The sequence below is a fragment of the Pararhizobium sp. IMCC21322 genome (genome assembly GCF_030758295.1).
Taxonomy (GTDB): Bacteria; Pseudomonadota; Alphaproteobacteria; order Rhizobiales.
Map to the genome: position 1 here is coordinate 2,640,003 of NZ_CP132335.1, position 12,523 is coordinate 2,652,525.

General features: G+C 51.9%; 11 protein-coding genes. 9 read left to right on the top strand and 2 right to left on the bottom strand.

Annotated elements, in window-relative coordinates; genetic code table 11:
• Positions 1–122: 122 nt before the first annotated feature.
• The 7 genes from RAL91_RS12535 (at position 123) to RAL91_RS12565 (ending at position 7,136) form a co-directional block, all read left to right on the top strand.
• Positions 123–1,133 (top strand): tripartite tricarboxylate transporter substrate binding protein, encoded by a 1,011-nt coding sequence (locus tag RAL91_RS12535; RefSeq protein ID WP_306256539.1) that lies wholly within the window; start codon positions 123–125, stop codon positions 1,131–1,133.
• Between the two features lie 85 nt (positions 1,134–1,218).
• Positions 1,219–1,713, top strand: coding sequence for a tripartite tricarboxylate transporter TctB family protein (locus tag RAL91_RS12540; RefSeq protein ID WP_306256540.1), 495 nt, complete (start codon positions 1,219–1,221; stop codon positions 1,711–1,713).
• Complete coding sequence (locus tag RAL91_RS12545) at positions 1,713–3,251, top strand: tripartite tricarboxylate transporter permease (RefSeq protein WP_306256541.1); 1,539 nt, start codon at positions 1,713–1,715, stop codon at positions 3,249–3,251. The genes RAL91_RS12540 and RAL91_RS12545 overlap by 1 nt, the downstream gene beginning before the upstream one ends.
• On the top strand, positions 3,248–3,910 hold the full coding sequence (locus tag RAL91_RS12550) for a TetR family transcriptional regulator (protein ID WP_306256542.1): 663 nt from the start codon (positions 3,248–3,250) through the stop codon (positions 3,908–3,910). Before RAL91_RS12545 ends, RAL91_RS12550 begins: the two co-directional genes overlap by 4 nt.
• Positions 3,911–4,016: 106 nt before the next feature.
• The gene (locus RAL91_RS12555; protein WP_306256543.1) at positions 4,017–5,168 is read left to right on the top strand and encodes a Gfo/Idh/MocA family protein; all 1,152 of its coding nucleotides are present in this window, start codon (positions 4,017–4,019) and stop codon (positions 5,166–5,168) included.
• 2 nt (positions 5,169–5,170) lie between these two features.
• Complete coding sequence (locus RAL91_RS12560) at positions 5,171–6,313, top strand: dihydrodipicolinate synthase family protein (protein WP_306256544.1); 1,143 nt, start codon at positions 5,171–5,173, stop codon at positions 6,311–6,313.
• A 4-nt stretch (positions 6,314–6,317) separates the two neighbouring features.
• A complete protein-coding gene (locus tag RAL91_RS12565) occupies positions 6,318–7,136 on the top strand; it encodes a sugar phosphate isomerase/epimerase (protein WP_306262916.1) in 819 nt (272 codons plus the stop codon).
• A 478-nt stretch (positions 7,137–7,614) separates the two neighbouring features.
• Here RAL91_RS12565 and RAL91_RS12570 read toward each other — a convergent pair whose 3' ends face one another.
• The gene (locus RAL91_RS12570) at positions 7,615–7,824 is read right to left on the bottom strand and encodes a cold-shock protein (protein WP_306256545.1); all 210 of its coding nucleotides are present in this window, start codon (positions 7,822–7,824) and stop codon (positions 7,615–7,617) included.
• 754 nt (positions 7,825–8,578) lie between these two features.
• Here RAL91_RS12570 and RAL91_RS12575 point away from each other — a divergent pair.
• Together RAL91_RS12575 and RAL91_RS12580 are read left to right on the top strand one after the other, a co-directional pair.
• The gene (locus RAL91_RS12575; protein WP_306256546.1) at positions 8,579–8,845 is read left to right on the top strand and encodes a hypothetical protein; all 267 of its coding nucleotides are present in this window, start codon (positions 8,579–8,581) and stop codon (positions 8,843–8,845) included.
• A gap of 474 nt (positions 8,846–9,319) precedes the next feature.
• Complete coding sequence (locus tag RAL91_RS12580) at positions 9,320–10,096, top strand: metallophosphoesterase family protein (RefSeq protein ID WP_306256547.1); 777 nt, start codon at positions 9,320–9,322, stop codon at positions 10,094–10,096.
• 34 nt (positions 10,097–10,130) lie between these two features.
• Here the strand turns inward: RAL91_RS12580 and RAL91_RS12585 are convergent, their stop codons facing one another.
• Positions 10,131–12,509, bottom strand: coding sequence for a polysaccharide biosynthesis tyrosine autokinase (locus RAL91_RS12585; RefSeq protein WP_306256548.1), 2,379 nt, complete (start codon positions 12,507–12,509; stop codon positions 10,131–10,133).
• Positions 12,510–12,523 lie beyond the last annotated feature (14 nt).

Sequence of the window (12,523 nt, forward strand, 5' to 3'; positions counted from 1 at the left end):
GGACGTGATGGGCCGTGAGAATGCTGCAACCGCTTTGTGCTTTTTACTCTGATTTGAGCGGTTGACAAACGCGGGGTGCTAATATTACTTACTAGTTGGTAACAAAGAAGGAGGAGTAAAATATGTCAAAGTTAAAAATGATTGGTCTGCTCGGTGCAGCGGCAATGATGGCGCTGAGTGCGCCGGCAAACGCTGAATGGAAACCGGACAAGCCGATCAACATTATTGTGCCATGGTCAGCCGGTGGATCGACCGATCAGGTCACACGGGTCGTGGCACCAATTCTTGCAGAAGCACTGGGCACGCCCGTAGTTGTCGTGAACCAGCCGGGCGCATCAGGGTCTATTGGAACCAAGGCGGCTCTCGATGCGCCGCGTGATGGTTACACATGGACCGCAAACGCAATTGCAAACAACGCCACATATTCAGTGACAGGCCTTGTCGAGAACACCTCGATCAATGATTATCGTGTTTATCTGCATGTTGCGAATGTACCGGTTGTCTCGGTGAATGCGAATTCTCCTTACCAGAATTTTGGTGAGCTGCTTGAAGCGATGAGAGAAGCAGAGACCGTTAAAGTTGGCACTGCCGGTGTTAATTCATCCGGTGGAATGGCTCTTGCAGCCATTGGTGAAGCTGCCGGCGGTGAGTTTGGTGCCCGTATGGTCACATATGATGGCGGCAATCCCGCTGTTCTTGCTGCTGCATCCGGTGAAGTCACTGCAACCACGCAGTTGGCTGTTGAACAGACTGAAATGATCAAAGCTGGCAAATTGCGCGCACTGGCCGTCTTGTCAGACAAGCCATTGATTGTTGAGGGAATTGATCCGGTTCCACCAATTACTGATTTCCTTCCGAACATGCATGTTGCGCCCGATTACTTCGGCGTGTTCATCCCTGTTGGAGCTCCTCAGGAAGTCTATGACACTGTGGACAAAATCTGGCAGGAAAAGGTCATGAATTCTGAAGCGTTGAGCAGCTATGCGACGGAACGCGGTGCGGTTTTCGATCCAAGCTATGGTGACGCAGCCATGGAGCGGGCGATGCCTGTTGTTATTGCGGAAGCATGTGCCCGTGTAACGCGCGGTGAAGCAATTGTTGACCCGTCTGAAATCGGAATTGATTGCCCATAAGGGCATCCAACCGTTTGGCGCGCAGTGTCATACACTGCGCGCCAAATTGGGACACCGTTCCTGCGAATTCTAAACAGGTACACTCATGAATTCTGAATCTCCCATGGCTGACCGGATAACTGCCGCCGTCCTGCTGCTGCTTGGTGGTGCGATGTTCTGGGGCGGTTTCGTAATGGACCGGCTTGAAATCCGTCAAATCCATCCCGCCAGCATACCGGGCCTGCTACCAATTTTTCTCGGCATTATCCTGATGATCTGCGCGGTCTTTCTGGGCCTCAGCACACGCGGTAAAGCAAGCCCTACAGTTTCAGAAACGCCGAAGGATTCTGAAAACTGGAGCGACTTTGGTTTCGCGGCTGTCTGGAGCTGCCTGTTCGCAATCGTCATGGTCAACCGAATTCCCTTCGTTGTCGCATCTGCGATCTACATTGCAGTCTTTACCGGCTGGTATTTGTGGCGGCCGTCGGGAGAGGGCGGAAATCGATTTAAAATGATGCTGCTCGTTGTTCTTTACGCCGTTCTGGTTGCGGTCGGTATATCAGCCTTGTTCCGCTACGGCTTTCTCGTGAGGCTCCCCTGATGGAAGCGCTCACCCAATTTTTCGCGGCGATTGCCCATTTCACAACACCGCTGTTTCTGTTCCACATTGCGTGGGCCACTTTGCTTGGAATTCTGGTCGGAAGTCTACCCGGATTGACGGCCACAATGGGCGTCGCCCTGTTGACCACGCTCACTTACACTTTGGACAAAGATGCAGCCATCCTGGTGTTGATCTGCATGTATGTCGGCGCAATTTATGGCGGTTCCAGATCGGCAATTCTTCTGAATATTCCTGGCACGCCAGCGTCTGCTGCGACTTCGCTGGATGGGTTTCCGTTAGCGCAAAGAGGGCAGGCGGGCTACGCCATGGCACTTGCGACTGCCGGGTCCGCCATGGGCACCATTGTTGGCATCGCGTTGCTGGTTTTGCTGGCACCGGCTTTGGCTGCCATCGCACTTGATTTCGGATCGTTTGAGTTCTTCTGGCTGGCAGTCTTCGGGATTGTCATTTCAGGCCAGCTCACTGGCGGTGTCAGCCCGTTAAAAGGATACATCGCGGGCATCCTCGGCCTGATGGTCGCAATGATCGGCAGCGAAGGCATACATGCCCATATTCGTTTCAATCTCGGCTTTTCGGAATTGAATGGTGGCATTGCGCTTATCCCCGCCATGGTCGGAGCATTTGGTTTTGCCGAAGTGCTGACCGTGATGTTGCGTAAAAAGCCGGTTATGAGCGCAAAGGAGCTGAAGGAAGACCGCATCCTTCCCAGGCTGGCAGATCTTTGGAAATACAAACGAACAATCGGGCGGTCGGGAATTATCGGAACTCTGGTCGGCATTATACCCGGCGTTGGCGAAGATATTGGTGCCTGGGCGTCTTACGCTGCCTCAAAACGAAGCAGCAAAGAGCGCAAAGAATACGGCAATGGCTCCAAGGAAGGTCTGATCGCTGCTGAAACGGGCAACAGTGCGGTGGTTCCCGGCGCACTCATTCCTGCCCTGACCCTTGCTGTTCCAGGCTCTGCGCCTGCGGCCGTTCTTATCGCGGCCCTGTTCATTCATGGTGTTCGGCCAGGTCCAATGATCATGATCGAGCAGCCTGACTTCATCTATTCTGTCGCTGCCATGCTGTTCTTCGCGACCCTTGCGATTACGATCTATGGTTTGTCATTGACGCGGCTGTTCATACTGGTCTTGCGCATTCCAAGAGAGTATCTCATGCCGGTTGTCTTCACGCTGTGCGTGATCGGGCCCTTTGCGTTGACGCAGCGCATATTCGACATTTGGGTCATGGTCGGGTTTGGCCTGGTTGGGTTTGTTTTGCGAAAAATGAACTATCCGATGGCACCACTCGTTCTTGGAATTATTCTGGGAAGTCTGCTCGACAAATCGCTGCGGCGGGGCCTGACGCTGTCCAATGGATCGCTGGAACCGTTTTTCCTGCGCCCGATTTCGGCAATGTTTGTAGCTGTAATTGTTCTGAGTATTATCCTGAGCCTCCCAGCCGTGCAAAAGGCTATGTCACGTTGGATTGACCGTCTGATGCCTTCTGGCAAGCGTGCGGAGGAAGATCAGTGAGCTCCAATCTGAAAGTCGTCAGGAAAGGCCCGAAGAGAGATGCCGCCGCTTCCAAGCGCCGCATTCTTGAGGCCGCGCTTCATGAATTTTCTCGGTATGGGCACGCAGGTGCACGTATGGATTCAATCGCGGAAGCTGCTGATGTATCCAAGCCGATGATCTACACCTATTACGGCGACAAGGAAGAGCTTTACAAGGCAGCCCTGCGAGAGAGCTACGTGCAAATCCGGCGAGGTGAATTGAACCTTCAACTGGGCGATCTTGATCCTGAAGCAGGTATACGCGAGCTGGTAAGCTTCACGATGAACCACTTCGTGTCAAAGCCATGGTTCATATCCATGTTAAACACAGAGAACCTTCTGGGCGGCGATGCTATCCGCCAGATTGGCGACGCCGATGCAATTCAATCTCCCCTGATCGATGGGATCGGCAAACTGCTTCAAAGAGGCGCAAGCACCGGGCTGTTTCGCGATGATATCGACCCGGTGGAACTTTACATCACAATCGCCTCGCTTTGCTATTTTCCAGTTTCGAACCAGCACACTCTGCGCTCGGTTTTTAAAGTCCCCATTGATGCTCCGTGGTTGGCGCAAAGGTCCGAAATGATCTCAGACATGGTTGTGCAATACCTCAGATCCGAGAAAGCGACCGAGCAATGAAATTGGCTCTGTTCCAAACATCTATAGACCTAGGTGCCAGCTACCCACATCAAGGCTGAAACCAATAAACGATTGATCAAAAATACTTCTGAAAGGGATCTCCACCATGCGACAAACACGAATAGGTATCATCATGCACGGCGTTACCGGCCGCATGGGTATGAACCAGCATTTGATCCGCTCTGTTCTTGCGATCAGGGAACAGGGTGGCGTTGCCCTGAAAGATGGCTCATTTCTCGTCCCCGACATCATTATTGTCGGGCGCAATGCTGAAAAGGTTGAAGCACTGGCAAAGCGTCATGGCATCGAGCGCTGGACAGATGATCTGGACACAGCACTGGCCAATCCGGATGACACGCTGTTTTTTGATGCAGCTTCAACCAAATTGCGGCCAGCCTTGCTGCGCAAAGCCATTGACGCAGGCAAGGACGTCTATTGCGAAAAACCGGTTTCTGAAAGTCTGGAAGAGGCGGTAGAGATTGCAAAATACGCCAAAGAGAAGGGCGTCAAGAACGGAATCGTTCACGACAAGCTGGATCTTCCGGGCCTTGCCAAGCTGAAACGTCTGCGTGACAGCGGTTTCTTTGGACGCATCCTCAATGTCAAAGGTGACTTTGGATACTGGGTGTTCGAAGGCGACTGGATGCCGGCCCAGCGACCGTCCTGGAACTACCGTGCTGCGGATGGTGGCGGTATCATTTCCGATATGCTGTGCCATTGGCGCTATGTACTCGACAATATCGTTGCGCCTGTGAAATCAGTGAGTTGCCTTGGCGCAACCCATATTCCCGAACGCTGGGACGAAAATGATCAAGCCTATGAAGCAACGGCGGATGATGCAGCCTATGCCACATTCCAGTTGGAAGGCGGTATCGTCGCTCAAATCAATTCCAGTTGGTGTACCCGTGTGCGGCGCGATGATCTGGTGACATTCCAGATTGACGGCACCCACGGCTCCGCCGTGGCCGGTTTGCATAAATGCTGGAGCCAGCACCGCGTCAACACGCCAAAACCTGTCTGGAACCCGGATCAGCCCCAGACGATGAACTTCTTCGAAGATTGGGAAGAAGTGCCTGACAATCAGGTATTCGACAATGGCTTCAAGGTGCAGTGGGAGCAATTCCTGCGCCATGTCGCGGAAGATGGCCCGTGGAATTACACGCTGGTCGAGGGCGCCAAGGGTGTTCAGCTTGCTGAAGCAGGTTGCCAAAGCTGGGAAGAACGCCGCTGGATCGATCTACCGGAACTGGAGATATAGAAATGCCGAAACTCAATCTCCCAGGAGGCGCGGTGGACTTGACGGCTGGTGCCTTGCCTAAAAAAAGTGATGGTTGGAATCGCATTGCCTATGCTGCGGCTCATGTGGTCGCCGATCCGCTGGTTGAAGCGGATCCATGGCTGGACTGTCCCATTGATTGGGATCGAACGCTCGCCTTTCGCGAACACCTTTGGTCCCTGGGGTTTGGTGTTGCCGAGGCCATGGATACGGCCCAGCGCGGTATGGGGCTGGATTGGCCGACTTCCCTTGAATTGATCGAGCGTAGTGTTGCGCTGGCAAAACCAGGCGGGCATCTGATCGCCTGTGGTGCAGGCACAGATCATCTGCAGCCAGGCCCTGATGTCACGGTTGATGATGTCATCGCCGCATATGAGTTGCAGTGTGAGGCTGTTGAAGCAACCGGTAGCCGCGTAATTTTGATGGCGTCGCGTGCTTTGGCAAAAGCTGCAAAGGGGCCGAATGACTATGCAAGAGTGTATGACCGCATTCTGTCAGGGCTTGCGCAACCGGCCATTCTGCATTGGCTGGGTGAGATGTTTGATCCGGGCCTGGAAGCCTATTGGGGTGATGCCGACCATATGCGCGCCATGGACACCTGTCTCAAGGTGATCGCCAATAATGCCGACAAAGTAGACGGGATCAAAATCTCGCTTTTGTCCGCCGAGAAAGAAATCGCAATGCGCCGCCGTCTGCCTGATGGCGTCAAAATGTATACCGGCGATGATTTTAACTATCCTGAACTGATTGCTGGCGATGAACAGGGCTATTCCCACGCCCTTCTTGGAATATTCGATCCAATTGCCGGCGCTGCTGCAAATGCGTTGTCAGCACTCGGCAATGGAGACGAGGCCACTTACAGGAAAGTCTTTGAACCAACCGTTCCGCTGTCGCGGCATATTTTCAAGACACCAACGAGATTTTACAAAACCGGTGTGGTTTTCCTGGCCTATCTGAATGGTCATCAGGATCATTTTACCATGATTGGCGGTCAGGAAAGCACACGATCAACACTGCACCTGGCCGACATAGTGCGGCTTGCCAATGTGGCTGGCCTGTTCACCGACCCTGACGCGGTGGCAGCTCGTGCGCGCCCGGTCTTTGCTGCACGTGGGGTGGAGATTTGAGATGATCACACCTGATAAATTATCGCTCAACACGGCGACGGTTCGTGAAAAATGGGATCTTGCCAGCTGCATTGAGGGCTGTGCACGCCATGGCATTGGTGGCATTGCTCCTTGGCGTGACAAACTGCAGGAAATGGGGACTGAAAAAGCGGCGCGCGCGATTCAGGATGCCGGATTGCGCGTCAGTGGCCTGTGCCGGGGAGGTTGGTTTACAGCTTCCGGGGCCATTACGCAGGACGTAATTGATGACAATCGCCGGGCCGTTGATGAAGCTGCAACGATCAAGGCGGACTGTCTTGTCATGGTCGTGGGCGGACTTGCAGATGGATCTCGTGATTTGCCCCACGCACATGAATTGGTCGAGGAGGGCCTTGCCCGGACATTGGAATATGCCCGCACTGTTGGCGTCAAAATCGCCATAGAACCGTTACATCCAATGTACGCAGCTGATCGCTGCTGCGTGAACACAACGCGCCAGGCGCTGGATATCTGCGACCGGCTGGGCGATGGAATTGGCTGCGCAATTGATGTCTATCATGTCTGGTGGGACCATGAATTGCGATCCCAGTTAAAACGGGCAGGTCGCGACCGGATCATGGCGTTTCACATCTGCGACTGGCTGATGCCAACGGCCGATATGTTGACCGACCGCGGCATGATGGGCGACGGCGTTATCGACATTCCTCTGCTACGTTCATATGCGGAAGCAGAAGGTTTTGACGGCCTGTATGAAGTGGAAATATTCTCGGCTGAAAACTGGTGGAAGCGCGACCCCGACGAGGTTCTGGAAACCATCATCAAGCGCGGGCGCACAGTCTGCTAGCGGCAAAACACCAATTTTTGCTGGTGCCTGCTGGTTGGCTGATCAACAAATGAGCAGCGATCCGGACACAACACGGTAATCCTTCAACAACTGGGAACGGATGCCAAATCGTTGTTCAAGTTCGGGATTTCGCGACATGTTTACGGGCTCATTCAGGACGACATCCATTCGATGATCATGCCCTGAATGAGCAAGCGGCGTTATGAAGCTGCGGTCTTGGCAGCTCGTTTCCGTGGGCTTGGTTTTTTTGCAGGTTTTTCCGCCAAATCCTCAGCTTCCTTTGCAAGACGCAGGGCTTTCAAACGTGCGGTGTTTTTGCTGATCGCCGAAGCTCTGGCCTCTCGTTCGTTGAGAGTCTCCTTTTGGATTTTGCTAATTGCCGCCAAACGATCTTCTGCGCGGGTTCTGGAAGTGCTCACTATGATTTGGTCCTTCATGTCGGGGTGGGGCCACATAAATGCGTGGTCCGGTTCGCGTGTTAGTCGGCCAACTGCAAATTCGTTGCCGAAACCTTGCCGTCGCGGCCACTTTCCAGGTCATAGGAAACTTTCTGGCCATCGGAGAGACCAGTAAGGCCGGCATTTTCGACAGCAGAAATATGAACGAATGCGTCCTTGCCACCATCATCGGGTGCAATGAAGCCGAAGCCTTTTGAGGCATTGAAGAATTTTACGGTGCCAATTGTCATGGCTGAAACCTTTAAAAATGCCCGAAGCCTGAGGCGAGCGAGCGATGTTCCGATGCGTTATTCACACAAGGGTTGAAACGTTTTCAAAATCAGGGGAAGCAAAGCAATCGGGCAAACCGTTGGTTTAAATAGCCAATGATGGCTTGAAACGCACGCAATACATAGGTGTTTTCGCGCAGAAATCAAGATCAGCCGTAAACCAGGCAGACTATTCGAATGAGAATGCCCGCCGATGATTGCAGCACACGATCCCCATTGCCTGTAACGGCCTCTGGCTTTCTCAATTGGTGGGGGGAGTTTTCGGTCTGAACACGAGGCGGCTGTAAAGGGGCACTGGTTCTTATAGCTTGCAGAAGCGCAGGAAACATCGGAGAATTAACGAAGAAACTATAACAAATTTGGGGCCATTGATTGCAGAACCCCGACAGAATTTATGAAATTGGATTACGCATCCGGTCCGTCCTCGCGACGAAGCCAGAAATCTCTACTTCATGGCAGGGCAAGAAGGGTTGCGGTTCAAATCCGGAAGAGAGTTGACACGTAATTGGGTGAAACCGGGAGAGCAGGTCACTGATTGTAATTGACAATGAGTAATAACACACATTTGCTGCATAAACTGGCGGTTTCTCGTACCTCGACAAGGCAGCGCTCATCCGCGAGCGTGAACTTGAAACCGAGGGCCATAGGGCGCTTGCTAGGCAGAATTCTGATGCATTGCATCACCAAGCCTGCAATCTAACAAAGGAATGATTTCATGAAATATACAACCCTTCTGACGTCCGCTTTAATACTGGTCTGGTCTGCAAGCGCTTCCTATGCGGACCAGTTCACAGGCAGCGTTGTTGCTTTCGACCGCAAGGCCAATGTCATTGTCCTCGACGATAAATCCGTTTTCCTTTTCGAAGGACAAGAAGCCCAGATACCAGATGACCTGAAAGCCGGCGACAAGATTGAAATCGAAGGCGAGGGAGAAGGGGAAGACGGTTACGGAAACCTTACATCCATTAAAATCGTCGAGTAGCGCAAGCAGACCCCGTCAGTGGTGTACGACTGCCTGGCGGGAGATGAACTGAAGAAATTTTGGGTCTGGACTCAATCTCCAAATTGGGTTCAGACCCAGCAATAGGCGGGAAACGTGCCTTTACGATAGGCCTGGTTCACGCCGGAGCGGGAAATGTCGATGGTGTCCATTATCAGCTCTTATGCCTCGTCATGGCAGGTTTGCATCTGGACTGCCAGGCGAATGGCTCTGTGAAGTCCAAAATTTTGCTGAATTCAGCGGCCTGAATGACGCTTTCCAGTGTCAACGGAGGTCAAAAATTGGATGCTCCAGGCCCTATAACTGCTGACATTCAAATCGACCGGTCGAGCTAAGCCCAAATCAATGTCATTCCGGTATATTTTTCTGACAACGACGATCTATGAATTTATGATCACCCGAATAGGACGGGAATCAAAACGTTGACATTAATATGCTCAACCAGAACAGGTTCAAATGCTGCGTATAAACGATTTGTCACGCATTTTGCGAAAGGATCGTGTCTCCGGCAGGGAGAGACTTGATCTGACTCTTGCGTACGAAAATGTCTATGTGATTGGCGACATTCACGGGTGTTTTGATCAGCTCATGTCTCTGGAGCAAAAAATTTACGCTGAAAAAAAATCAAGCGAGCAGGATGATCTGATTATCACCCTGGGTGATTACGTGGACAGGGGCCCCAGATCAGCAGACGTGATCGAGCATTTGCTCGCACCGCCAGAGGCAAATTTCAAACGAATTTGTCTGCTCGGAAATCATGAACTGGCAATGCTTAATTATCTGGAAGGTCAATTACCGCTTCAATCATGGATGAATTTGGGGGGCACGCAAACGCTGCTTTCCTACGGGATAGATATCGACCGTCTGGAGACGATCTATAGCAAAAGCAAGCAGGTTGATGAGAAAATCCGGGAACTTGTACCCAATTCCCACAAACAGTTTTTAAAAAAACTGCCGATTTTGATCCAGACCCAAAGGTTTCTGTTTGTGCATGCCGGCATTCGCCCGAATGTAAAAATTGAAGATCAGAAGGATCATGATCTCATCACTATCCGCGATGAATTTTACAAGAATGCAGATATGTCAGACTACATCGTGATTCACGGCCACACGCCGGTAAAATCTCCCCAGCTCAAAACAAATCGGCTGAACATTGATACCGGTGCTTATCGTAGTGGCGTGCTTAGCGCCGTGAAACTGAATCAGGATGGGATAAAATACCTGTCATCATAGGTGTTAGGCTGCGAGTTGGAACATCACGTCCTTATCAAACAGTTTGCGCTCCGGTGCCGTAATACTGATTATATTCCTTGAGAAATTTTTCAGACGTGCCGTCGGTGCTGTATTTGGGCAGGGATTTGAGGTCGACCTTATTGAGGATCACACCCAACAGCTTGTCCGAAATCGCAGCCTCGGCATTCAGCTGTGACGCAACCAACAGGCGAGGGGTCTTTCCCCACTCGGTAACCATGATGTAAGCGTCGACTATCTGCGACACGGCTTTGGCATCAACCACAGGTCCTATCGGCGGCAGATCGAGAATGATGTAGTCAAACGTCTCTTTGGCTTCAGCAACAAATTGCTGCATCCCCTCCGAGGAGAGCAATTCGCTCGTATGTGAAAATTGTCCGCTTAGATTGTTGCCCACAAAACATAAGTTGGTGCCCTCAATGATCTTTGCGACATCCCGCCAGGTTTTGTTTTCAATCACCGCTTTCAACAATCCATCGGTGGGTTCCGACAACATGGCCCGGCTAAGGCCGGGATTGCGGATATCTCCATCAATGATGAGAACTCTGGAATCATTGGAGGCCAGAAGGGCCGCGAAGTTTGCCGCAATTGTCGACTTTCCCTCACCGGGCAGGATCGACACAAAACCGATCACTTTGTGCTGTTTCGCCTGCAACACCACATCGGCTGCAATGCGGGCATTGCGCAAGGTTTCTGTGAACATGGATGTCGGATTTGCAAGAGCGGCCAGCATCCTGGATTTCTCAAGTCTGGTGGTTGGCGTAACACGAAGGTCCGCGAGTTCCGCTTTCATATTTCTCCGGCCATGATCTTTGGCAAGACTGGCAGTTTTGCCGTCGATTTTTGGTGCATAGCCTAGAAATTTGAGCTTCAGGACATCTCTCACTTCGCTGCCTGTGCGGAAGAAGCGTTCATTGTACTCGCGGAAAATACCAATCATGCCGCCAATCAATCCCCCAAGCACAATCATCAGGCCCAAAGTCGGTATGGTTCTGGGGCTGCTCTTGGCGCGTGGTACCGTAGCCTCGGAAATAATTCTGACCGCTGATACTGGGAAAGACTGTTGCTGCGACACCTCTTCATAACGGGACAAAAACGTTTGATAGAGGCTGTTTACCGCTTCTGATCTTTGCTCCAATCCACGCAGGGCAATTTGCGCCTGAGACGCCTCACTGTTTCGGCCAGTGGCCAAAGATACGCTTTCCTCAAGCGCATCTTCTCTAGCTTTGGAAATTTCAAATTCGCTCCTGAGGCTGGCTGACAGATTGTTGAGTTCAGTTGTTATCTGCCGGACAATCTCTCTCTGCTCAGCTTGCAGCAATACGGCCTGTGGATGGTCCTCACCGAAATTCAACCGGATTTCCTGTTCCCGCTGATCAATGGCATCCAGTCTGGTTTTCAATTCGACCAGAGCGGCATTGCCATATTCCTCTGAAGAAATCAGAGAAAAACTGGAAAGCCCTTGCGTGTCTGTATCAAGCACCTGTCTGAACTGTTGGAACCGTGCTTCGGCTCTGGCAGTCTCGGCTCTGGCCAAAGCTAGTTGTGAGTTCAGTTCAGACAATTGTTGTTCGGTTATCAGCAGTCCGCGTGTGGATGAAAGGCCATTGCGGGACCGAAAATCTTCCGTCTGCTGCGAGGCCAACTGGGAGCTTACCTGAAGTTCCTGGAGTCGGGTTTGCATCCACTCGGTTGCTTGCTGTGTCGCGTCAAAATTGGCCTCAAGTTGATCGGCTATATAGGCCTCAGCGTAAGCATTTGTAATCTCGGCGGCCAATTGGCTGTCATGGGACCTGAAGGCAATTGAAATTACATAACTTCTCCCGGCGCGCTCAACCCTGACATTACTCTGGAGAATGGCTCGGACGTATTCTTTCAGGGCAGCATTCCTTGCCACCGCAAGTTCAGCATCACTTGCGTCGGAACTGTTCTCACCGGACGTTGACGTGCCCGGGAGCAGTGAGCGGATAGAGCCTCTAATTGTGCCAATTATCTGCCCGAGCATTGAAGATGGCGGGCTCAGGAACACCTGATTTTCTTGCAGATTGAGAGCCCGGCCAACAGCGTCAGCAATTCGAGCGGAACGGATTACCTCGATTTCGCTCAGCAGGGCCGCATCATTTCTGACACGTTGAGGTGCTGGAGACGCTTCTTCAACGATTTGACTCAAGCGATCATCAATCAGAACTTTTGCGACTGCGGTATATTGGGGCGGCGTTGTTGCCAAAATCGCCAGCCCCAATACGAACCACACGATCACAAAGCCTGTCACGAGCAAAAACTGCCGTCTGGCCATCGCAATCAAACGATTCAGGTCAATGAACTCGCTTTGTTTTTCGTCGGAAAACGGCTGATGTTCAGCAAGGTTTCTGATCGGGTATTCAAAAGTGTTCATGATGATCGTTTCTG

Coding starts and splice junctions, on each gene's coding strand:
- RAL91_RS12535 (WP_306256539.1), top strand. CDS start 123: ATGTCAAAGTTAAAAATGATTGGTCTGCTCGGTGCAGCGGCAATGATG.
- RAL91_RS12540 (WP_306256540.1), top strand. CDS start 1,219: ATGAATTCTGAATCTCCCATGGCTGACCGGATAACTGCCGCCGTCCTG.
- RAL91_RS12545 (WP_306256541.1), top strand. CDS start 1,713: ATGGAAGCGCTCACCCAATTTTTCGCGGCGATTGCCCATTTCACAACA.
- RAL91_RS12555 (WP_306256543.1), top strand. CDS start 4,017: ATGCGACAAACACGAATAGGTATCATCATGCACGGCGTTACCGGCCGC.
- RAL91_RS12560 (WP_306256544.1), top strand. CDS start 5,171: ATGCCGAAACTCAATCTCCCAGGAGGCGCGGTGGACTTGACGGCTGGT.
- RAL91_RS12570 (WP_306256545.1), bottom strand. CDS start 7,824: ATGACAATTGGCACCGTAAAATTCTTCAATGCCTCAAAAGGCTTCGGC.
- RAL91_RS12575 (WP_306256546.1), top strand. CDS start 8,579: ATGAAATATACAACCCTTCTGACGTCCGCTTTAATACTGGTCTGGTCT.
- RAL91_RS12580 (WP_306256547.1), top strand. CDS start 9,320: ATGCTGCGTATAAACGATTTGTCACGCATTTTGCGAAAGGATCGTGTC.
- RAL91_RS12585 (WP_306256548.1), bottom strand. CDS start 12,509: ATGAACACTTTTGAATACCCGATCAGAAACCTTGCTGAACATCAGCCG.